Source organism: Pseudomonas sp. SBT1-2 (assembly GCF_028640875.1).
GTDB lineage: Bacteria > Pseudomonadota > Gammaproteobacteria > Pseudomonadales > Pseudomonadaceae > Aquipseudomonas > Aquipseudomonas chlororaphis_I.
The window spans coordinates 1-21,630 of sequence record NZ_JAQZAA010000080.1 but is presented as its reverse complement, the minus strand read 5'-3'; the positions used below and the strand labels follow the sequence as shown (position 1 = coordinate 21,630).

General features: G+C 61.7%; 21 protein-coding genes and 1 tRNA gene. 8 read left to right on the top strand and 14 right to left on the bottom strand.

Going from position 1 to position 21,630, the window contains the following annotated elements:
* Positions 1 to 527: 527 nt before the first annotated feature.
* The 9 genes from PVZ78_RS14155 to PVZ78_RS14115 form a co-directional block, all read right to left on the bottom strand.
* Positions 528 to 1,739: a tyrosine-type recombinase/integrase gene (locus PVZ78_RS14155; protein ID WP_273828840.1), complete on the bottom strand. Its 1,212-nt coding sequence runs from the start codon at positions 1,737 to 1,739 to the stop codon at positions 528 to 530.
* A 201-nt stretch (positions 1,740 to 1,940) separates the two neighbouring features.
* The gene (gene ychF / locus PVZ78_RS14150; RefSeq protein ID WP_009050794.1) at positions 1,941 to 3,041 is read right to left on the bottom strand and encodes a redox-regulated ATPase YchF; all 1,101 of its coding nucleotides are present in this window, start codon (positions 3,039 to 3,041) and stop codon (positions 1,941 to 1,943) included.
* Between the two features lie 22 nt (positions 3,042 to 3,063).
* Positions 3,064 to 3,648 (bottom strand): aminoacyl-tRNA hydrolase, encoded by a 585-nt coding sequence (gene pth, locus PVZ78_RS14145; protein ID WP_273828839.1) that lies wholly within the window; start codon positions 3,646 to 3,648, stop codon positions 3,064 to 3,066.
* A 168-nt stretch (positions 3,649 to 3,816) separates the two neighbouring features.
* Positions 3,817 to 4,416, bottom strand: coding sequence for a 50S ribosomal protein L25/general stress protein Ctc (locus tag PVZ78_RS14140; RefSeq protein WP_009050792.1), 600 nt, complete (start codon positions 4,414 to 4,416; stop codon positions 3,817 to 3,819).
* A gap of 140 nt (positions 4,417 to 4,556) precedes the next feature.
* Complete coding sequence (locus PVZ78_RS14135) at positions 4,557 to 5,498, bottom strand: ribose-phosphate pyrophosphokinase (RefSeq protein WP_003171603.1); 942 nt, start codon at positions 5,496 to 5,498, stop codon at positions 4,557 to 4,559.
* Between the two features lie 48 nt (positions 5,499 to 5,546).
* Positions 5,547 to 5,621: transfer RNA gene (locus PVZ78_RS14130), tRNA-Gln, on the bottom strand.
* A gap of 37 nt (positions 5,622 to 5,658) precedes the next feature.
* The gene (gene ispE, locus PVZ78_RS14125) at positions 5,659 to 6,510 is read right to left on the bottom strand and encodes a 4-(cytidine 5'-diphospho)-2-C-methyl-D-erythritol kinase (RefSeq protein WP_009050791.1); all 852 of its coding nucleotides are present in this window, start codon (positions 6,508 to 6,510) and stop codon (positions 5,659 to 5,661) included.
* A 2-nt stretch (positions 6,511 to 6,512) separates the two neighbouring features.
* On the bottom strand, positions 6,513 to 7,130 hold the full coding sequence (gene lolB / locus PVZ78_RS14120) for a lipoprotein insertase outer membrane protein LolB (RefSeq protein WP_009050790.1): 618 nt from the start codon (positions 7,128 to 7,130) through the stop codon (positions 6,513 to 6,515).
* 4 nt (positions 7,131 to 7,134) lie between these two features.
* A complete protein-coding gene (locus PVZ78_RS14115; RefSeq protein ID WP_028683383.1) occupies positions 7,135 to 8,859 on the bottom strand; it encodes a tetratricopeptide repeat protein in 1,725 nt (574 codons plus the stop codon).
* 181 nt (positions 8,860 to 9,040) lie between these two features.
* On the opposite strand from PVZ78_RS14115, the gene hemA reads away from it, so the two are divergent.
* The 6 genes from hemA (at position 9,041) to PVZ78_RS14085 (ending at position 14,411) form a co-directional block, all read left to right on the top strand.
* The gene (hemA, locus tag PVZ78_RS14110; RefSeq protein WP_009050788.1) at positions 9,041 to 10,327 is read left to right on the top strand and encodes a glutamyl-tRNA reductase; all 1,287 of its coding nucleotides are present in this window, start codon (positions 9,041 to 9,043) and stop codon (positions 10,325 to 10,327) included.
* The gene (gene prfA / locus PVZ78_RS14105) at positions 10,324 to 11,406 is read left to right on the top strand and encodes a peptide chain release factor 1 (RefSeq protein ID WP_007928353.1); all 1,083 of its coding nucleotides are present in this window, start codon (positions 10,324 to 10,326) and stop codon (positions 11,404 to 11,406) included. Before hemA ends, prfA begins: the two co-directional genes overlap by 4 nt.
* 6 nt (positions 11,407 to 11,412) lie before the next feature.
* Positions 11,413 to 12,243 (top strand): peptide chain release factor N(5)-glutamine methyltransferase, encoded by an 831-nt coding sequence (gene prmC / locus PVZ78_RS14100; protein ID WP_028683382.1) that lies wholly within the window; start codon positions 11,413 to 11,415, stop codon positions 12,241 to 12,243.
* The gene (locus PVZ78_RS14095; RefSeq protein ID WP_009050786.1) at positions 12,237 to 12,992 is read left to right on the top strand and encodes a molybdopterin-synthase adenylyltransferase MoeB; all 756 of its coding nucleotides are present in this window, start codon (positions 12,237 to 12,239) and stop codon (positions 12,990 to 12,992) included. The genes prmC and PVZ78_RS14095 overlap by 7 nt, the downstream gene beginning before the upstream one ends.
* Positions 12,985 to 13,776 carry a glutamate racemase gene (murI, locus tag PVZ78_RS14090; RefSeq protein ID WP_009050785.1) on the top strand — a complete coding sequence of 264 codons (792 nt, stop codon included), beginning with the start codon at positions 12,985 to 12,987 and terminating at the stop codon, positions 13,774 to 13,776. The genes PVZ78_RS14095 and murI overlap by 8 nt, the downstream gene beginning before the upstream one ends.
* Positions 13,777 to 13,892: 116 nt before the next feature.
* Positions 13,893 to 14,411, top strand: coding sequence for an acyloxyacyl hydrolase (locus tag PVZ78_RS14085; RefSeq protein WP_009050784.1), 519 nt, complete (start codon positions 13,893 to 13,895; stop codon positions 14,409 to 14,411).
* An 8-nt stretch (positions 14,412 to 14,419) separates the two neighbouring features.
* On the opposite strand, the gene PVZ78_RS14080 is transcribed toward PVZ78_RS14085, so the two are convergent.
* The 5 genes from PVZ78_RS14080 to PVZ78_RS14060 all read right to left on the bottom strand — a co-directional run bounded on the left by PVZ78_RS14080 (position 14,420) and on the right by PVZ78_RS14060 (position 19,458).
* On the bottom strand, positions 14,420 to 14,725 hold the full coding sequence (locus PVZ78_RS14080) for a YkgJ family cysteine cluster protein (RefSeq protein ID WP_009050783.1): 306 nt from the start codon (positions 14,723 to 14,725) through the stop codon (positions 14,420 to 14,422).
* Positions 14,726 to 14,790: 65 nt separating this feature from the next.
* A complete protein-coding gene (phrB, locus tag PVZ78_RS14075; protein WP_273828838.1) occupies positions 14,791 to 16,236 on the bottom strand; it encodes a deoxyribodipyrimidine photo-lyase in 1,446 nt (481 codons plus the stop codon).
* A gap of 15 nt (positions 16,237 to 16,251) precedes the next feature.
* Positions 16,252 to 17,190, bottom strand: a complete 939-nt coding sequence (locus PVZ78_RS14070) for a MerR family transcriptional regulator (RefSeq protein WP_273828837.1) — start codon at positions 17,188 to 17,190, stop codon at positions 16,252 to 16,254.
* Positions 17,191 to 17,193: 3 nt separating this feature from the next.
* The gene (locus PVZ78_RS14065) at positions 17,194 to 18,162 is read right to left on the bottom strand and encodes a YbgA family protein (RefSeq protein WP_273828836.1); all 969 of its coding nucleotides are present in this window, start codon (positions 18,160 to 18,162) and stop codon (positions 17,194 to 17,196) included.
* A gap of 312 nt (positions 18,163 to 18,474) precedes the next feature.
* The gene (locus PVZ78_RS14060) at positions 18,475 to 19,458 is read right to left on the bottom strand and encodes an NAD(P)/FAD-dependent oxidoreductase (protein WP_009050779.1); all 984 of its coding nucleotides are present in this window, start codon (positions 19,456 to 19,458) and stop codon (positions 18,475 to 18,477) included.
* Positions 19,459 to 19,651: 193 nt separating this feature from the next.
* On the opposite strand from PVZ78_RS14060, the gene PVZ78_RS14055 reads away from it, so the two are divergent.
* Positions 19,652 to 20,554, top strand: coding sequence for a TIGR01777 family oxidoreductase (locus PVZ78_RS14055; RefSeq protein ID WP_028683377.1), 903 nt, complete (start codon positions 19,652 to 19,654; stop codon positions 20,552 to 20,554).
* 13 nt (positions 20,555 to 20,567) lie between these two features.
* Positions 20,568 to 21,584 (top strand): ferrochelatase, encoded by a 1,017-nt coding sequence (gene hemH, locus PVZ78_RS14050; protein WP_273828835.1) that lies wholly within the window; start codon positions 20,568 to 20,570, stop codon positions 21,582 to 21,584.
* Positions 21,585 to 21,630: the final 46 nt, after the last annotated feature.

Sequence of the window (21,630 nt, the reverse complement as noted above, 5' to 3'; positions counted from 1 at the left end):
TGGCGCTGTGCTGAAGGCCATGTCTGGGAGGCCGGACCTGCAAGAGTTCTGCAAGGGGCTTGGTGCAGGCAGTGCTATTACAACAGCATGCGCAGTGACATCAACACCATGCGTACCATGGCCCAGACGCGCGGTGGTCAGTGTCTTTCAGAGCGCTATGTCGATTCGCAAACGAAATTGCGTTGGATGTGCAGCATCGGGCACACCTGGGAGGCGGTTCCTAACTCCATTACACAGGGGCGTTGGTGTCCGCTCTGTGCTTTTATGGCCAAGTGCCGCAATGACCATAAGCGGCGAAAGTACTTAAGCATTTGATGGAGAACTTGACGCTTGGGTGATGCTGCCGAGTGGTTGTTGGAGCGATTGATTGAGGTTGCTGTTTTTCCTGGCCGCCCAGTCAATATTTACTGTCGCTAACTGGGCGGCTCTGCCCCCTCATCAATGAAAAGAGGAAAGCACTGCAAAGCTTTTGACGAAGGTACAGTCTTGGCATTGAGCGCCGTAATCGCCCGCAGCCTCAGCGGCTGCTAGCTTTGCCCCCTATGTTCAAGTGCGCGCAGATTGTCTGCCCATGCCTGCATCAGCAGCTTTCGATCTGCCAGCAACAAGGCCTTGTTGTAGGTGGCGCGCACCTTGTTGCTCTCGACGTGTGCGAGTTGTCGCTCGATGGCGTCGGGACGGTAGTCGTTCTCGTTGGCCCATGTCGAGAAGGTTGTGCGCCAGCAATGCGGTGTTGCGCCGTGGCCAAGGTTCATATCGCGCATGGCGTAGGTCAGGCGATTCGGCGTCGTAAAGCCCTTGCCACTGCGATGCGGGAACAGGTAGCGTCCTGCGCCCGAAATTTGCTTGATCTGCTGAAGCACCTCGACAGCCGAGTCCGAAAGTGGGCAGACATGATCCCGCCTTGCCTTCATCTTGGCAGCAGGGCGACGCCACAGGTTGTCCATGAAATCGAACTCTGCCCATTCGGCGTCTGCGGCTTCGCCAGGGCGGCAGGCTGTCAGGGCGATGAGTTTCAAGCACAGCGTGGTTTCCGGGTAGCCACGATAACTTGTCAGCTTGCTATAGAAGGCCTGGATTTGCTCACGAGTCATGACGGCCTTGCTCTGGCTGGAGGGAGCACGAAGCAACCCGCGCAATCCGGGAATCGGATTGTTTTCGGCCCAGCCACGGACCACGGCGAACTCAAAGAGTGCTGAAAGATCGCCTTTCACGTGAATGCCTGCCCAGGCCCCGTGTGCCTTACATGCTTCCAGGATGGGCCGAATCAGATTTGGGCCGATCTCGTCCATGCACAGGCCATCCAGCTTGGGAGCCAGATACTTTTTGATACGAGACTCTTTGGTACGGTAAGAACTGGCAGCAAAGACTGGCTTGATATCAGCCAGGTAAGCCTTTGTTACCTTGACGAAGGAGCCTTCCCGCTGGCGTTTGCGGGCCTCGACTTCCTCAACATTGCGTCGTTTGACGTTCTGGCGCTCATGGGAGGGATGAATCCCTTGCCTGATGAGCAAACGCGCCGTATCGCGTGCAGTTCTCGCCTGGGCGAGGCTGACTTTGGGGAAGGGGCCGATGGCGAAGAGGTTTTCTTTCCCTTCGATCCGGTACTTCCAGCGCCAGAGCTTCCCTCCGGATGGCTTGACCAGTAAAAACAGGCCGCCCCCATCTGAAAGTTTGTAGTCGCGCTCGGCTGGCTTGACGGATTTGATCTTGAGATCGGTAAGCAGGTTCTCGGGCATCTCTTGTCTCCCGAGCGGGGGATAAAAAGTACCCCCACTCTTGAACTTGGATACCCCCAAACGTACCCCCAGCTTTTCTGGACCTCAGCAAACAATAGGAACTCTCAGTGGACCCTATTGTTTGCCATAACCCTATGATTCAACAGGGTTATATCGTCCAGGGAGCGCTATCAAGCTCCGCTAAGATCCGGCTAAGTTGCGTCAGACGTTGAAGCGGAAGTGCATCACGTCGCCGTCCTTGACGATGTACTCCTTGCCTTCCAGGCGCCATTTGCCGGCTTCCTTGGCACCGGCTTCACCCTTGAACTGGATGAAGTCGTTGTAGGCGATCACTTCGGCGCGGATGAAGCCTTTCTCGAAGTCGGTGTGGATCACCGCGGCGGCCTGCGGAGCGGTAGCGCCGACGCGGACGGTCCAGGCGCGAACTTCCTTGACGCCGGCGGTGAAGTAGGTCTGCAGGTGCAGCATTTCGTAGCCGGCGCGGATCACGCGGTTCAGGCCAGGTTCTTCGAGGCCCAGGGCTTCGAGGAACATGTCTTTCTCTTCGCCGTCTTCAAGTTCGGCGATTTCCGCTTCGATCTTGTTGCAGACCGGCACCACCACGGCGCCTTCTTCTTCGGCGATGGCCTTGACCACATCAAGGTGCGGGTTGTTTTCGAAACCGTCTTCAGCAACGTTGGCGATGTACATGACCGGCTTGGTGGTCAGCAGGTGGAAGCCTTTGATCACCGCTTTTTCGTCGGCGCTCATGTTCTTCATCAGGCTGCGTGCTGGCTTGCCTTCGGTGAAGTGCGCGATCAGTTGCTCGAGCAGGGCTTTCTGCGCCACGGCGTCCTTGTCACCGCCCTTGGCGTTGCGCGCGACTTTCTGCAGTTGTTTTTCGCAGCTGTCGAGGTCGGCGAAGATCAGTTCCAGGTCGATGATCTCGATGTCGCGTTTCGGGTCGACGCTGTTGGACACGTGGATCACGTTGTCGTCTTCGAAGCAGCGGACCACGTGGGCGATGGCATCGGTTTCGCGGATGTTGGCCAGGAACTTGTTACCCAGGCCTTCACCTTTCGAGGCGCCCGCCACCAGGCCGGCGATGTCGACGAACTCCATGGTGGTCGGCAGCACGCGCTCGGGCACCACGATGGCGGCCAGGGCATCCAGGCGCGGATCCGGCATCGGCACGATGCCGCTGTTCGGCTCGATGGTGCAGAAGGGGAAGTTCTCGGCCGCGATACCGGATTTGGTCAGGGCGTTGAACAGGGTGGACTTGCCGACGTTAGGCAGGCCGACGATGCCGCAGTTGAATCCCATGGTGTTTCCCCTCGGATAAGAGTCAGGCCTTCTGGCTGTGCAGGTTTTTCATCGCCCGGTTCCATTCACCGGCGAAGATATCCGGCAGCACGCCGAGGGCAAAATCGATGCTGGCATCGAGCTTTTCCTGTTCGGCGCGCGGCGCGCGACCCAGGACAAAGTTCGAGACCATGCTGGCGACGCCTGGGTGGCCGATGCCAAGCCGCAAGCGGTGAAAGGTATTCTGGTTGCCCAGTTGCGCGATGATGTCGCGCAACCCGTTGTGCCCGCCATGCCCGCCGCCCTGTTTGAGCTTGGCGACGCCGGGTGGCAGGTCGAGTTCGTCATGCGCCACCAGGATTTCTTCGGGCTTGATGCGGAAGAAACCGGCCAATGCCGCCACGGCCTGGCCGCTGCGGTTCATGTAGGTGGTGGGTATCAGCAGACGAATCTCCTGACCCTGGTGCGAAAAACGCCCGGTCAGGCCGAAATATTTGCGATCGGCCACAAGGTTGACGCCTTGTTTCTCGGCGATGCGCTCAACAAAAAGGGCCCCTGCGTTATGCCGGGTCTGTTCGTATTCGGCGCCTGGATTACCCAGGCCAACGATCAGTTTGATGGCAGTCACGATAGGGGCCCTTCCTTGGAGTTGTGGATAACATCGCCGCGACTGGAGTGTGCGGCGAAAGTGGACGACAAGTGCTCATTTACCATTATGTAAACTCCGCGTTCCCGCCCGCTTTCTCGCTACGTTCCAGTCCGCGATGTTTCCGGTAACTCCGGCAAGCAGAGTGAATTACTCTGCAGCGCCTTCTGCAGCTTCTGGAGCAACACGTGGAGCGTGAACGTTGGCAACAGCCAGGTCGTTACCGTGAGCCAGAGCAACGAACTCAACGCCTTTAGGGGCCTTGAGGTTCGACAGGTGAACGATGGTGCCGATTTCAGCGTCGCCCAGGTCGACTTCGATGAACTCAGGCAGGTCTTTCGGCAGGCAGGACACTTCGATTTCAGCGATAACGTGCGAAATCTCGCCGCCTTTCTTGACCGGAGCAGCTTCGTTGATGAAGTGCACTGGAACGATAGCGGTCAGTTTCTGACCAGCAACAACGCGTACGAAGTCAGCGTGCATCACGTGGCCTTTGGCCGGGTGACGTTGCAGCGCCTTGATCACGACGTTTTGCTTGGTGCCGCCAACGTTCAGTTCGATAACGTGGCTGAAAGCCGCTTCGTTTTCGAGCAGTTTGGCAACTTCTTTGGCCAGCATGCTGATGGATTCAGGGGCTTTGTCGCCACCGTAAACTACAGCTGGAACCAGGCTTGCGAGACGACGCAGGCGGCGGCTCGCACCTTTCCCCAGGTCGGAACGCACTTCAGCATTCAGAGTAAAATCGTTCATGTTGTATCTCCAAAATAACCACACTCGCCCCAGCGTTTGCGACCAGCGCTAAAGGCGATATGGGCAAAAAAGCCCCGCCCCAACAGGAATGCTGGGGCGGGGCGCTTTTCGTCATCGAGATGTCAGGCTAGGGCAGGGCCCTAGCGGAACATCGCGCTGATCGATTCTTCGTTGCTGATACGGCGAACCGCTTCGGCAACAACCGGTGCGATATCCAGTTGACGGATACGCGCACAGGCTTGTGCTGCAGCGGACAGCGGGATGGTGTTGGTCACCACCAGCTCGTCCAGCACGGAATTTTCAATGTTCTCGATTGCTCGACCCGACAGCACAGGGTGTGTGCAGTAGGCAAAGACCTTGGCAGCGCCATGCTCTTTCAGGGCCTTGGCCGCGTGGCACAGGGTGCCGGCGGTATCGACCATGTCGTCAACCAGGATGCAGGTACGGCCTTCAACGTCACCGATGATATGCATCACTTCAGAGTGATTGGCTTTCTCACGGCGCTTGTCGATGATCCCGAGATCCACGCCCAGGGATTTGGCAACGGCACGTGCACGCACGACGCCACCAATGTCCGGGGAGACGATCATCAGGTTTTCGAAACGTTGGTCTTCGATGTCATCCACCAGAACCGGGGAGCCGTAGATGTTATCTACCGGAATATCGAAGAAGCCCTGAATCTGGTCAGCATGCAGATCAACCGTGAGAACACGGTCGATGCCGACTACGGTAAGCATGTCAGCCACGACTTTCGCGCTGATAGCCACACGTGCGGAACGCGGACGGCGATCCTGACGGGCATAACCAAAGTAAGGAATTACAGCAGTGATTCGAGTCGCTGAGGAGCGGCGGAAGGCATCAGCCATCACGACGAGTTCCATCAGGTTATCGTTGGTCGGAGCGCAGGTCGGCTGAATAATGAAGACGTCTTTACCACGGACATTTTCATTGATCTCAGCGGTAATTTCGCCGTCGGAAAACTTACCGACAGAGATGTCACCGAGAGGGATATGCAGCTGACGTACGACACGCCGAGCCAGATCGGGGTTAGCGTTCCCCGTAAAGACCATCATCTTGGACACGCGCAGTACCTGAAGGCTGAGGGTATACCTGGATGAGTATAAGGAAAATGGCAGGGGCGGCTGGATTCGAACCAACGCATGGCAGGATCAAAACCTGCTGCCTTACCGCTTGGCGACGCCCCTGTATCTGTTGCATCAAGTGCCTGGCACTTGGTTCCTTTTAGAGCAGACTTTGCAGCTTGCGATGCAACATCGAAACGTTGCTTCCTTTTGCTACAAACCCTGTAAGGGTCTCTGTAAGAAGGGCCGAGACTTTATCAGCTTCAGCTTTGCTTGGGAAGCCCCCAAACACACAACTTCCAGTCCCGGTCAGTTTTGCTTCGGTAAATTTACCTAACAAATTCAATGCGTTACGTACATCTGGATAACGCCTTGCAACCACCGGCAAGCAGTCATTTCTGCTGTTTCCCTTGGGAACGGGGCGCACTTTAATGGGCGGAGTGTCACGTGTCAACAGCGGATCTGAAAAAATTTCTGCTGTACTTACAGAGACTTGCGGCACCAGCACGAGATACCAGGGCTCCTCGGGGTCTACCGGGGTGAGTTTCTCTCCCACGCCCTCGGCGAAAGCCGCATGCCCGCGCACGAAAACCGGCACATCGGCGCCCAGGGAAAGGCCCAGCGCGGCCAGGCGATCTTCGTCCCAGCCCAGTTGCCAGAGGTGATTCAGGCCCAGCAGGGTGGTCGCCGCATTGGAGCTGCCGCCACCGATGCCGCCGCCCATGGGCAGGACTTTCTCGATCCAGATGTCGATCCCCAGCGGGCACGCGGACTGTTCCTGAAGCTGCTTGGCCGCCCGCACGATCAGGTTGCTGTCGTGGGGGACGCCGGCGAACTCCGTATGCAGGCGAATGACGCCGTCATCGCGCACGGCGAAGGTGATTTCATCGCCGTAATCGAGAAACTGAAAGATCGTCTGCAATTCGTGATAGCCGTCTTCCCGGCGACCGAGGATGTGCAGCATCAGATTGAGTTTTGCCGGGGAGGGCAGGGTCAGTCGTGGTGCGTTCATGCTTACTGCCCCAGCTTGCGTGGTTGCCATTCCTTGATCACCAGCGTGACGTCAAGGTCGCGGCCATGCAGCTTGATCCGCTCGGGCAGCCAGTAACCGCTCTGTTGTGCATAACTCAGGTACTCGACCTGCCAGTTGTCCTGTTCGAGATTGGACAGGCGGCTGTCGCCATCCAGGGTCAGGCGGCTCTTGCTGTCGGGGGCGGGCAGCCCGCGAACCCACCAGGCCAGATGCGAGACCGGCAGGTTCCAGCCCAGCTGTTCTTCGAGCAGGGCTTCCGGGGTTGGCGCTTCATAGCGTCCCTGGTTGGCGACTTCCAGCGCGACCTGGCCGGGACGACCGGTCAGGCGGGCGGCGCCACGACCCAGCGGGCCGGACAGGCGGATATCGTAGTAATCCTGGCGCTGCAACCAGAACAAGGTGCCGCTGCCCGAATCCTTGGGTGCACGAATGCCGATCTTGCCGTTGATCTGCCAGCCGTCGAGACCAGTCAACTGCTGCTTGTGTTCGCGCCATAGCGCAGGGCTGCCGTGGCCCTCGACGGATTCGCGGGTACCGAAACCCGAGCAGCCGGCGAGCAGAGCGATAAAGCTGAAAACGATAAGGTGGCGCAAAAACATAGTCTTAAAGGGTCTCTGATCCGGTCAGGCGCTTGATGGTACTGCGCAGGATAGGGCTGTCGGGCTGGTCCTTGAGGAACTTGCTCCAGATCTGCTTGGCTTCGCGTTGCTTGCCGTTGGCCCAGAGCACTTCGCCCAGGTGCGCGGCGACTTCCTGGTCGGGGAAGCGTTCCAGCGCCTGGCGCAGCAGGCGTTCGGCTTCCGCGAGGTTGCCCAGGCGATAGTTCACCCAGCCCAGGCTGTCGAGCACCGCCGGATCGTCCGGGGTCAGCTGATGGGCCTGTTCGATCAGGGCCTTGGCTTCGGCGTAGCGGGTCGTACGATCCGACAGGGTGTAGCCGAGGGCGTTCAATGCCATGGCGTTGTCCGGCTCGCGCTTGATGATCAGGCGCAGGTCTTTTTCCATCTGCGCCAGGTCGTTGCGCTTCTCGGCCTGCATCGCCCGGGTGTAGAGCAGGTTCACGTCGTCCGGGTATTGCTGCAGGGCTTGCTGGAGAATCTTCCAGGCCTTGTCGCCCTGTTTGTTGGCGGACAGGGTTTCGGCTTCGATCAGGTACAGCTGGATGGCGTAGTCCGGCTGGGTGTCGCGGGCGGCGGCCAGGCGTTTTTCGGCTTCGGCGGTACGGCCGTTGTTCATCAGGATATCGGCCTGGCGCAATTGTGCCGGCAGGTAGTCGTTGCCTGGGCCGACCTGGCCGTATTCCGCCAGCGCGCCCTGCGGGTCGTTGAGTTCTTCGGCGATGCGGCCCAGGTTCAGGTGCGCCGAATCGACATGGCTTTCCCGGGCGATCAGGTCTTCCAGGTAACCCTTGGCTTCTTCCCAGTCCTTGGCTTCCAGGCAGACCAGCGCCAGGGAGTAACGCAGCTCGTCGTCTTCCGGATACTGCTGGACCAGGCTGGAGAACTGGGCCTTGGCGTCGTCCATGCGATCCTGCTCGACCAGCATGCGTGCATAAGTCAGGCGCAGGCGCTTGTCGTCCGGGTATTTGCGAATGCTTTTTTCCAGCAGCGGCAGGGCTTCGTCGGCGCGGCTGAGGCTTTGCAGCAGGCGGGCGCGCAGGAGGATCGGGGCGATTTCGCCTTCTTCCGGCGGGTTCTGCTCCAGCAGTTGCAGGGCTTCGCGGGTGTCGCCGTCCTGTTGCAGCAGCAGCGCCTTGCCGAAGACCAACTGGCCGTTGTTCGGGTGTTTTTGCAGCAAGCGGTCGAAGCTTTTCATCAGACCGTTGCGGGTGTCCTGGTCGGTGTCGGCGGCCGACAGCGCGAGGAAATCGAAATGGGTATCGCCCTTGCCCTGCAGGACTTTCTCCATATAGACCATGGATTCGTCGTAACGCCCGGTGCGGGCCAGCTGGATGGCGGCGGCGCGCTGGGCTTCCAGGTCGTCCGGGGCGTTTTTCGCCCAGATCAGCGCGGTGTCCAGCGCAGCCTGGTCGGCGCCCAGGTATTCGGCGATGCGAAACGCCCGCTCGGAGATGCCCGGGTCCTGGGTGTTGATGGCCTGGGTGACATAGTTGTCCAGGGCAATGTCGAAACGATTGCGTTGGCCAGCCAGTTCCGCGCTCAGCAGGCTGAAGATCGTGTCTTCGCTGAACGAGGAGTAAACCTTGGGCTTTTCAGGAGCCGGTGTGCTGTCTTCGACCGGCGGTGTAGCGTCCGGTGAAACGGGTGCCAAGGCCTGGCAGCCGCTGAGGAAGACAAAAGCGAGGAGCAACGCGGAAGATCTATTCATATAGGAAGAGGACGACTAACCTGCGGTCGGATCATCATGACACAAGCCTTCGGCCAAACATAACCGAGACTCAGCGGATGCCTTACAGAGGCAGTCTATTGGGACAATAGTCGGCAGTGGTTGTTCTGAATCTTTCGAAGTAGGACAATTGTCGGCTTCTCGACATCATCAGCGACCTTGAATGGCCTTCCTCGCACTCGGTATTAACCACAAGACTGCTTCAGTAGACGTCCGCGAGCGCGTGGCCTTTACCCCTGAGCAGTTGGTTGAGGCCTTGCAGCAGCTCTGCCGCCTCACCGACAGCCGCGAAGCTGCGATCCTCTCCACCTGCAATCGCAGTGAACTCTATATAGAACAGGATCACCTTTCGGCGGATGTCGTGCTGCGCTGGCTGGCCGAGTACCACCATCTGAGCCTCGAAGACCTGCGCGCCAGTGCCTATGTGCACGAAGACGATGCGGCCGTTCGTCACATGATGCGTGTCGCCTCGGGGCTGGACTCGCTGGTGCTGGGCGAACCGCAGATCCTCGGGCAGATGAAATCCGCCTACGCCGTGGCGCGTGAGGCCGGAACCATTGGCCCGCTGCTGGGGCGGCTGTTCCAGGCCACCTTCAGCGCCGCCAAGCAGGTGCGCACCGACACCGCCATCGGCGAAAACCCGGTTTCCGTGGCCTTTGCCGCGGTGAGCCTGGCGAAACAGATTTTCAGCGATCTGCAGCGCAGCCAGGCACTGCTGATCGGCGCCGGCGAGACCATTACCCTGGTCGCCCGCCACCTGCATGACCTGGGGGTCAAGCGCATCGTGGTCGCCAACCGCACCCTGGAGCGCGCCAGTACCCTGGCCGAACAGTTTGGAGCCCATGCCGTGCTGCTGTCGGACATTCCTCAGGAGCTGGTGCACAGCGACATCGTCATCAGTTCCACCGCCAGCCAGCTGCCGATCCTTGGCAAGGGCGCGGTGGAAAGTGCGCTGAAACTGCGCAAGCACAAGCCGATCTTCATGGTGGACATCGCCGTTCCCCGGGATATCGAGCCGGAAGTCGGCGAGTTGGACGACGTTTACCTCTATACCGTCGACGATCTCCACGAAGTGGTCGCCGAAAACCTCAAGAGCCGCCAAGGCGCGGCACAGGCAGCGGAAGAGCTGGTGAACATCGGCGCCGAGGACTTCATGGTGCGCCTGCGCGAGCTGGCTGCGGTGGATGTGCTCAAGGCGTATCGTCAGCAGAGCGAGCGCCTGCGCGACGAAGAGTTGCAAAAGGCCCAGCGCATGCTGGCCAACGGCAGCAGCGCCGAAGACGTCCTGATGCAACTGGCTCGCGGCCTGACCAACAAATTGCTGCATGCGCCCAGCGTCCAGTTGAAAAAGCTGACCGCTGAAGGCCGCCTGGATGCGCTGGCCATGGCCCAGGAACTCTTTGCCCTCGGTGAGGGCGCTTCGGACTCTTCGGATAAAAAACCGCAATGAAAGCGTCACTGCTCAATAAGCTGGATGTCCTCCAGGACCGTTTCGAGGAACTGACCGCGTTGCTTGGCGACGGCGAAGTCATTTCCGATCAGGCCAAGTTCCGCGCCTATTCCAAGGAGTACGCCGAAGTCGAGCCGATCGTCGAGACCTATAAACAGGTGCTCAAGGTCCAGGCCGACCTCGAGGGCGCCCAGGCGCTGCTCAAGGACAGCGATCCGGACATGCGCGAAATGGCGGTGGAAGAAGTCCGCGAGGCCAAGGAGCAACTGGTCGAGCTGGAAAGCACCCTGCAACGCATGCTGCTGCCCAAGGACCCCAACGATGGGCGCAACGTGTTCCTGGAAATCCGCGCCGGCACCGGCGGCGACGAGGCGGCGATTTTCTCCGGCGACCTGTTCCGCATGTATTCGCGTTATGCCGAGCGGCGTGGCTGGCGGCTGGAGATCCTCTCGGAAAACGAGGGCGAGCACGGCGGCTATAAGGAAGTCATTGCCCGGGTCGAAGGCGAGAACGTCTACGGCAAGCTGAAATTCGAATCCGGCGCCCATCGTGTACAGCGGGTGCCGGCCACCGAATCCCAGGGCCGCATCCATACTTCGGCGTGCACCGTGGCGGTGCTGCCCGAGCCGGACGAACAGGAAGCCATCGAGATCAACCCGGCGGACCTGCGGATCGACACCTACCGCTCCTCCGGCGCCGGCGGCCAGCACGTCAACAAGACCGACTCGGCGATCCGTATTACCCACATCCCGTCGGGCATCGTGGTCGAGTGCCAGGAAGAACGTTCCCAGCACAAGAACCGGGCGCGCGCCATGTCCTGGCTGTCGGCCAAGCTCAACGACCAGCAGACCAGCGCCGCGGCCAATGCGATCGCCAGCGAACGCAAGCTGCTGGTGGGCTCGGGCGACCGCTCCGAGCGCATCCGCACCTACAACTTTCCCCAGGGTCGGGTGACCGATCACCGGGTCAACCTGACCCTCTACTCCCTCGATGAAATCCTTGCCGGTGGCGTCGAAGCGGTGATTGAGCCACTTCTGGCCGAGTACCAGGCCGATCAACTTGCGGCGCTGGGCGAGTAAACATAAATGACCATCATCGCCAGCCTGTTACGCGCCGCCCAATTGCCCGATTCGCCCACGGCCCGCCTGGATGCCGAGTTGCTGCTGGCCGCTGCCCTGGGCAAGCCGCGCAGCTTCCTGCACACCTGGCCCGAGCGGATCGTGCCCAGCGAAGCGGCATTGACCTTCGCCAGTTACCTGCAGCGGCGCCGTTCCGGCGAGCCGGTGGCCTATATCCTTGGCCAGCAGGGCTTCTGGAAGCTCGATCTGGAAGTGGCGCCCCACACCCTGATCCCGCGTCCCGACACCGAATTGCTGGTGGAGGCGGCGCTGGAATTGCTGCCCGCCACGCCGGCCAAGGTGCTCGACCTGGGCACCGGCAGCGGCGCCATTGCCCTGGCCCTGGCCAGCGAGCGCCCGGCGTGGCGGGTCACCGCGGTCGACCGGGTGCTGGAGGCCGTGGCCCTGGCCGAACGCAATCGCCAGCGCCTGCAACTGGACAATGTCACGGTGCTGAACAGCCATTGGTTCAGCGCTTTGCAAGGCGAGCGTTATCAACTGATCATCAGTAACCCGCCCTATATCGCCGACACCGACCCGCATCTTGCAGCCGGCGATGTGCGTTTCGAGCCGGAGAGCGCGCTGGTCGCGGGCAAGGACGGGCTGGACGATCTGCGCCTGATCATCGCCCAGGCGCCAGGGCACCTCGAAGCCGGCGGCTGGCTGATGCTGGAGCATGGCTACGACCAGGCGCCGGCGGTGCGCGACCTGTTACTCAGCCAAGGGTTCGCCGAGGTGCACAGCCGTGTCGACCTGGGCGGTCATGAACGCATCAGCTTAGGAAGCCTGCCGTGCTGAACGATCAGGAGTTGTTGCGCTACAGCCGGCAGATTCTGTTGCAGCACGTCGATATCGACGGCCAGTTGCGACTCAAGGCCAGCCGCGTATTGATCGTCGGCCTGGGCGGCCTGGGCGCCCCGGTGGCCTTGTACCTGGCCGCCGCGGGTGTCGGCGAGCTGCACCTGGCCGACTTCGATAAGGTCGACCTGACCAACCTGCAACGCCAGATCATCCATGACACCGACAGCGTCGGCCTGAGCAAGGTCGACTCGGCGATGCGTCGCCTGTCCGCGATCAATCCCGAAATCCAGCTGGTGCCCCATCGTGCCGCGCTGGATGCCGACTCCCTGGCGGCCGCGGTCACGGCGGTGGACCTGGTGCTCGATTGCACCGACAACTTCTCGACCCGCGAGGCGGTGAACGCCGCCTGCGTCGCCGCCGGCAAGCCGCTGGTCAGCGGCGCGGCGATTCGCCTGGAAGGGCAGCTGTCGGTGTTCGATCCACGGCGTCCCGAGAGCCCGTGCTACCACTGTTTATATGGGCACGGCAGCGAAGCCGAACTGACCTGCAGCGAAGCCGGCGTGGTCGGGCCGCTGGTGGGTCTGGTGGGCAGCCTGCAGGCGCTCGAGGCGTTGAAGCTGCTGGTGGGGTTCGGCGAGCCGCTGGTGGGCCGCCTGTTGTTGATCGATGCCCTGGGCACACGCTTTCGTGAACTGCGGGTCAAGCGTGACCCGGGCTGCAGCGTCTGTGGAGGCCGGCATGCGTGAAGCGCCAATCGGCGTCTTCGACTCCGGCGTCGGCGGCCTGTCGGTGCTGGCGGAGATCCAGCAGCGCCTGCCCCATGAGTCGCTGCTATATGTAGCCGATTGCGGCAACATTCCCTACGGCGAGAAAACCCCCGAATTCATCCGTCAGCGTTGCAGCCTGGTCGCCGGGTTTTTCCGCGAGCAGGGTGCCAAGGCACTGGTCCTGGCCTGCAACACCGCGACCGTGGCCGCTGTCGCCGACCTGCGTCGGGATTATCCGGACTGGCCTATCATCGGCATGGAGCCCGCGGTCAAGCCGGCTGCCGCCGCGACCCGCAGTGGCGTGGTCGGCGTGCTGGCCACCACCGGCACCTTGCAGAGTGCCAAGTTCGCCGCCTTGCTCGATCGTTTCGCCACCGACATCAAGGTCATCACCCGGCCATGCCCGGGCCTGGTGGAGCGGATCGAAGCCGGTGACCTGCACAGCCCCGCGTTGCGCCAACTGCTGCAGGGTTATGTCGAGCCGCTGCTGGCGGCCGGCTGCGACACCATCATCCTTGGTTGCACTCACTATCCGTTTCTCAAGCCGTTGCTCAAGTCGATGATCCCCGAGGACATCAGCCTGATCGATACCGGGGCCGCGGTGGCCCGCCAGTTGGAGCGCCTGCTCGGTGAGCGCGAGCTGTTGGCCGCGGGGCCTGCACGCCAGGCTCAGTTCTGGACCAGCGGCGATCCGTGTCACTTCAGACATATCCTGCCGTTGCTCTGGAAAGAGGCGGGAGCGGTGCAAAGCTTCGCTTTATAAATAAATCCTGCAGAAGCGCTGATTTGCGCTGAACTTCTGTTCAAGCGCTGATTTCTATTAACGTGTCTGCGGAATCTGTACAACACCATACAAATCGTTTGAAAAGGATGTTCCTGATGAGACGAGTGTTTTGTTTGGCTGCACTTGCAGCCACGCTATTGGGGCAAAGTTTTTCGGCACAGGCGGCCGGCGTCGAGTTTTCGGTGGGGCAGACCGGCGATTCGACCCAGACCTATCGCCTGGGCATGCAATTCGATTGGGACAAAAGCTGGCTGCAAAGCGATGTCGGTCGCCTGACCGGCTACTGGAGCGGCGCCTATACCTTCTGGGATGGCGATGAGAAGTCCAGTAACCACAGCCTGTCGTTCTCGCCGGTGCTGGTGTACGAATTTGCCGGGCAGAACATCAAGCCTTACATCGAGGCGGGGATCGGTGTGGCGGTGTTCGCCAACACCGAGGTGGAGGACAACAAGCTCGGTTCGGCATTCCAGTTCGAGGACCGCTTCGGTTTCGGCCTGCGGTTCAATGGCGGGCATGAAGTCGGTCTCCGTGCCACGCACTATTCCAACGCCGGTATCGCGACGCCCAACGACGGTGTAGAGAGCTACTCGCTGCATTACACCATGCCGTTGTAAGACCCTTTTCAGCGATACGCCGTGGCGATGCCGCGGCGTTCGTTGAGGCAGTCCACTTCCCCCATCTCGAACTCCCGGCAGATCAACGGCCGTTGTTCGTAGATGCTGCACAGCATGCTGTTGCGATCCAGCGCGGCACACCAGCCATCATCCAGCCGCAGCATGACTTCGCCACCCCAGTCGTCGGTGTCGATAAAACGCTCGGGCACCCCGGTTTCGGTGATCAGCATCACTTCCAGTTGGCAGCAGCAGGCCGCGCAGCTCGAGCAGGTGACCGCCGCTTCGGCGATCTGGGTGACAGGAATAGTGGTCATAGGCGCGCAGTGTAAGGCAGTGGCCGCAGGCTGTGTGAAACCACTGACGGACGCCTGCCGTCACCTTATTCCTGATACCCCTCGGCAACGCCCCGTGACGGCAGGTTCTTGAAGGCCGCCAGGGCGCGTTCGCGGGACATCGACAGATCGACCATCGGTCGCGGGTAATCGGCCACGCCGAACAGACCGCCGATGGCGGCCGGGTTGTGGATATCTTTTTCATTCAGCTCCGCCAGCTCTGGCAGCCAGTGCCTGATGAAAGTCCCTTGGCTGTCGAACCTCTGCGACTGGCTCAACGGGTTGAAGATCCGGAAGTAGGGCGCCGAGTCGGTGCCGGTGGATGAGCTCCATTGCCAGCCACCGTTATTTGCCGCCAGGTCGCCGTCGATCAGGTGGCGCATGAAAAAGCGCTCGCCCTGGCGCCAGTCGATCAGCAGGTTCTTGGTCAGGAACATCGCCACGATCATCCGCAGGCGGTTGTGCATCCAGCCGGTTTCCAGCAACTGGCGCATGGCTGCGTCGATGATCGGCAGGCCGGTGCGGGCCTGCTGCCAGGCCGCCAGCTCATCGGGGGCATCGCGCCAGGCCACAGCTTCGGTTTCCGGGCGGAAGGCCCGGTGCCGGGACACCCGTGGATAGCCCACCAGGATGTGTTTGTAGAACTCGCGCCAGAGCAGTTCGTTGATCCAGGTGACGGCGCCGGGGCTGCCGCTGGCGAACTCGCCTCGGTTGTTTTGCAGCGCCGCGTGCAGGCATTGGCGTGGCGACAGCACACCGGCGGCGAGGTAGGGCGAAAGCTGACTGGTGCCAGGCTTGGCCGGGAGGTCGCGCTCGGCCTGGTAGTGGACGAGTTGGGCCTCGGCAAAATGCGCCAGGCGTTGTTGCGCCGCGGTTTCACCGGCTGGCCAGAGCGCCTGCAGGTGCGGGCCGGGTGTCGGGAACCCTTCGACCTGCCTGGGCAGCGCATCGGCTTTTATCCTCAGCGCGGCTTGCGCCCTGGGAGCCGCCAGCTGTGGCGGCAGGGCGCTGTGCAGCCGGTTGTAGCAGACCTTGCGAAACTGGCTGAAGACCTGGAAGTAACCGCCGCTTTTGGTCAGCACGCTGCCGGGCCGGAACAGCAACTGGTCGAGGTAACTGTGGAAGCTCACGCCCTGGCTCTTCAGCAGGCTGGCTACCGCCGCATCGCGGCGACTCTCGTGAATGCCGTATTCCTCGTTGACGTGCAGCGCCTCGACGGCCAGTTCCCGGCACAGTTGCAGCAGCACCTGGGGTGCCTGCTCCCAACTCGGCGCTTGGCGAATCAGCAGCGGGATGTTCAGCCGGGCCAGGTCGCTGCTCAGTCGCTCCAGGTTGCGCAGCCAGAAGTCGACCTTGCACGGCGCATCGTCATGCGCCTGCCATTGCCGCGGGCTCAGCAGGTACAGGGCCACGGTCGGCCCGCGCTGGGTGGCGGCGCTCAGCGCGGTGTTGTCATGCAGGCGCAGGTCGCTGCGTAGCCAGATCAGTTGCATGGGGAGTTCCTGCATTTAGAGAAGTCCTAGCCCGGTCAGGGCCTGGTGCGCCGAGAGTGGGTCTGCGGCGAGGTGCAGATTGGCGATCTGGTTGGTGCAGATGGCCAGTTCGGCGGGGTGGATGCTCACCGCGGGGCCGACGATGAGTGCCGGGCAGTCGAGGCCGCCGAGCAGACGTGGCAATTGCCGCAGGTTGATCGACTGGCTCGCGTACAGCAGCACGCCCCGCGCTTTCAGGCGCTCGACGGCCAGGGCCAGCTCACCGGGGGGCAGCGGCCAGTCGAAGACTGCCACCGGGCAGTCGCTATTGCTGATCAGCCAGGCGCAGAGCCACAGGTGCGGCTCCAGCGGCAGGTCCGAGTGATTGATCAGCAGCAGCGGGGCGCCTTGCAGTTGGCGGTTGTTGTGATAGACCCGCACTGCGAATTTGCTGCGCAGCCAGGAATGGAAAAACACCCGCTCCATCTGCATGCCGAAGCGGCCCTGCCAGCGCTGTTCGAGTTCGTCCAGCAGCGGTAGCAGCAGGTGTTCGCATAAGGTGCGCGGCGGGTAGAGCGCCATGGCCTGGTTGACGCTTTCGTCGACCTGGCGCTCGGTCAATTGGCTGATGGCCTGGATCAGGCTCTGGCGTTGCAGGTGCCAGTCGTTGTGGGCCGCTTCGCCGAGTGCAGGCTCGGCGTCCAACAGGTGTTTGACCTGGCTGACCGCCACGCCGCGATTGAGCCAGGTCAGGATTTTCAGAATGCGTTGCACGTGTTCGTTCGAAAACAGCCGGTGACCCTTGGCGGTACGCTGCGGCACGATCAGCCCGTAACGACGTTCCCAGGCCCGCAGGGTGACGGCGTTGACCCCGGTCTGGCGGGTCACCTCGCGAATCGGCAGCCAGCCTTGCCCATGGGCGCGATCGGATTCGCTGGCGGATGCATCCGGGTCGTCGAACTTCGAATCGTTCATGGTTCAGAGCGCATTGCGCAGGCTGAGACTTTCCGGATGCGGCTGCAGGTACACCTGTTGCGCGATGTAGGGATCGGGGTGCCGGCGCAGGTGATGCTTGAGCAGGGTCAGCGGCACCACCAGCGGCACGATGCCGTGGCGGTACTGGCCGATGAGGTGCTGCATTTCCTGTTTGTCTTCGCGGCTGATGGCTTGCTTGAGATAGCCGCTGATGTGTTGCAGTACGTTGCTGTGGGTACGGCGGGTGGCGCACTTTTTCAAGGCCGCCATCAGCTGGCTGAAATAACGTGGGCCGATCTGCGCCGGATCGCTTTGGCCCATGTTGCCCAGCAGGGTGCCGAGGGCCTTGTATTGCTCCGGGTTGTGGGCCATCAGCAGGTATTTGTAGCGCGCGTGAAAGTCGGTCAGGCGGCGACGGCTCAGGCCTTGCCTGAGCACATCCTGCCAGGCGCTGTAGGCGAACACCCGGGTCAGGAAGTTTTCCCGCAGCACCGGATCATTGAGTCGGCCGTCTTCTTCCACCGGCAGGTCCGGATGGCGGCTGCAGAACGCCTCGGCATGGATACCACGCCCACTGAGCTCGGCGGGACGGCCCTGGTCCTGGTAGACCTTGACCCGCTCCAGGCCGCAGGACGGAGATTTCTGCATGAAGATGTAGCCGCAAAGGCTGCCCAGTTCATCGGCCATGCGCTGGCCGTAATCCGTGAGCGCCTGGGTGACATCCATGGCTGGATTGATGCTGCCAACGGCCCGCGGTTGCCGCGGATCGCCCACCAGGCGGATCGGTTCGCGGGGTGTGCCCAGGCCGATGGCGACTTCCGGGCACAGCGGGACAAACTCGAAAAACTCAGCGAGGTCCTGGCTGCACAGGCGCGATTCCTTGTGCCCGCCGTTGTAGCGCACAGGCGCACCCAGCAGGCAGGCGCTGATGGCGATTCTCGGTTTGTCGGCCTGGGTCGGATTGCTGGGCATGTGCAGGGCTCCGGTTTTTCATGTACAAAAAATATGATCTTGTACAACTTTGCCTCATCATAGGATCAAAGGTGTGCAAGTCAAATATTTTGTACAGGTTTGTTGCGCAGCCCTTCGGGTTACGTCCTGCTCATCTGTCGGTCGCTGGGCTGTAGTCGTTCGATTGCTGGCTGGCTAACGCAGGAGATTTTGGCGCGTGTTTTTCTTCATCTCGGAACAGTCCGATCAGCAGAAGTATGTTTCGGGTTTTGGTGCGGGGGAGACAGGCTGCTGTCCATGGCGACAGCAGCAAGGTTACGCGGGGTGATGCGCTTACAGGTTTTCGTGCAACCGGCGGGCGGCCTCCTGCCCGCTGAGCCAGGCCCCTTCGACGCGACCGGACAGGCACCAGTCGCCGCACACATAGAGTCCCAGGTCGACATCCGCCAGGGCTCCCCATTCATGGCTGCTGGCCGGGCGGGCGTAGAGCCAGCGGTGGGCGAGGCTGAAGCTGGGGGCGGGCATGGCGCTGTGCAGCAGCTCGGCGAATGCGCCGTGCAATTGCTCGATCACCGCTTCTTTCGGCAGGTCGATGTGCTGGCGGCTCCAGGTGCTGCTGGCGTGCAGGACCCAAGTGTCGAGGCTGTTGTCGCGCCCTGGTTTGCTGCGGTTGCGGGCCAGCCAGTCCAGCGGGCTGTCCTGTACGAAGCAGCCTTCCACCGGGGTTTCCAGCGCGGTCTCGAATGCCAGGGCGACGGCCCAGGTCGGGTCCATCTTCACCCCGGCGGCGGCACTCGCCAGTTTTGGCGCGGCAGCCAGCAAAGCGGTGGCCTGGGGGGCCGGCGTGGCGATGATCACGTGGCTGAACGGGCCGTGGGTGAAACCTTCGGCATCCTGCAGGTGCCAATGCTGTTCGCCGCGGTAGACCTCGGTGATGCGGCAGGCGAAATGCACCTCCGTTTCGCCCAGCAAGCCACGGGTAATGGCGCTCATGCGCGGGGTGCCGACCCAGCGGGTCTGTTCGTCCGGCGACGGAGTGAGCTGGCCGCCATGGAAGTTGTACAGCTGCGGCGCCCATTCGGCGGCCCAGCCATTGGCTTGCCAGCGCTGGACTTCGGTGACGAAGCGCCGGTCGCGAGCGGTGAAATATTGAGCGCCCATGTCCAGGGCGCCGGCGTCGCTGCGCTTGCTGGACATACGCCCGCCGCTGCCGCGGCTCTTGTCGAAGAGTTGCACGACATGCCCGGCGTCTCTCAGCGCCTGGGTGGCCGAGAGTCCGGCGATGCCGGTACCGATGATTGCGATGGGTACGGTCATAGGGGCCTCGTTTACCTTTCTGTGCAGACGCCGTCGTTAAAAGCTGTACAATTTTGTTTTTTGGTATAGCTTTCGGCGTTATCGGTTTTACAGGGTGTCCTATTGTTAAACACAGAGCCTGCCCGATTGAAAAGATCCCTGCTTATAAAAATAGACTAGTGATCCGGGTAAAACGCCACGCGAGGAAGATGTCATGCACATATTGCTGACCGGCGGTACTGGTTTGATAGGACGTCAACTCTGCCGTCACTGGCTGACCCAGGGCCATCAGTTGACCGTATGGAGTCGTCGGCCTGCCGAGGTGCCCAAACTGTGTGGCACCCAGGTCCGCGGCATCGCCCGCCTGGACGAACTTGCGGAGGAGCCGGTCGACGCCATCATCAATCTGGCGGGAGCGCCGATCGCCGATCGGCCCTGGACCCACAAGCGCAAGGCGCTGCTCTGGAGCAGCCGAATTACCCTGACCGAAAAGCTCCTGGCCTGGCTGGAAAGCCGCGGGCAGAAACCCGGGTTGTTGATCTCCGGGTCGGCGGTGGGCTGGTATGGCGATGGCGGGGAGCGCGAGCTGAACGAAGACTCGCCTCCGGTCAGTGAGGATTTCGCCAGCCAGTTATGCATCGCCTGGGAGGAGACCGCGCAACGTGCCGAGGCCATGGGCGTGCGTGTGGTGCTGATTCGCACGGGCCTGGTGCTGGCGGCCGAGGGCGGCTTTTTGTCGCGCTTGCTGCTGCCCTTCAAACTGGCCCTGGGCGGGCCGATCGGCAACGGTCGGCAGTGGATGCCGTGGATTCATATCAAGGATCAAATCGCCCTGATTGATTTTCTTCTGCACCGCAGTGATGCCAGCGGTCCTTATAATGCCTGCGCGCCCAAGCCGGTGCGCAATCGCGAATTCGCCAAGACCCTGGGCAGCGTCTTGCACCGGCCGGCGGTAGTGCCGGTGCCGGCCTTTGTCTTGCGCGTCGGCCTGGGGGAATTGTCGTTGTTGTTGCTGGGTGGTCAACGCGCGGTCCCTGCGCGGTTGTTGGCCGCCGGATTCACTTTCCAGTTCACTGATTTGCGCGCGGCCCTGGATGACCTGTCCAGCCGCCTCTGAAATAGGACGTTGCATGACCGATCACGCGTTGCTCCTGGTCAACCTGGGTTCGCCGGCCTCCACCTCGGTGGCGGATGTGCGCAGCTACCTCAATCAATTCCTGATGGACCCTTACGTGATCGACCTGCCGTGGCCGGTCCGGCGGCTGCTGGTGTCGCTGATCCTGATCAAGCGTCCGGAGCAATCGGCCCATGCCTACGCCTCGATCTGGTGGGAGCAGGGTTCGCCGCTGGTGGTGCTCAGCCGCCGTCTGCAGGAAACCATGACGAGTGAGTGGAAGCACGGCCCGGTGGAGCTGGCGATGCGTTATGGCGAGCCGTCCATCGAGTCGGCGTTGTTGCGTCTGGTGGCCCAGGGGCAGAAGAAAATCACCCTGGCGCCACTCTATCCACAGTTCGCCGACAGCACCGTGACCACGGTGGTGGAAGAGGCCCGGCGGGTGATTCGCGACAAGCAGCTGGATGTACAGCTTTCGGTGCTGCAGCCGTTTTACGATCAGCCGGAGTACCTCGACGCGCTGGTGGCCAGTGCCAGGCCGCACCTGCAACAGGACTTCGATCATTTGCTGTTGAGCTTCCATGGCTTGCCCGAACGGCACCTGAAAAAACTCAATCCCGGCCACAGCCTGGACGGCGATTGCTGCCGCGACGCAACCCCCGAGGTGGCCGCCACCTGTTACCGCGGCCAGTGCCTGAACACGGCCCGGGCATTCGCCGAGCGCATGGGGCTGCCGGACGGCAAGTGGTCGGTGTCGTTCCAGTCTCGTCTGGGGCGTGCCAAATGGATCGAGCCCTACACCGAGGCGCGTCTGGATGAGCTGGCCCGGCAGGGGGTGAAGAAGATCCTGGTGATGTGCCCGGCGTTCGTCGCCGACTGCATCGAGACCCTGGAAGAGATCGGCGATCGCGGTCGCGAGCAGTTCCGCGAAGCGGGAGGGGAGGAGTTGGTGCTGGTGCCGTGCCTGAACGACGACCCGCAATGGGCCAAGGCATTGAACGCCTTGTGCGAGCGCGCGCCTTTGGCGTTGTAAAAGCATCGCGGGCAAGCCTCGCTCCTACGGTCAATACCGTCTATAG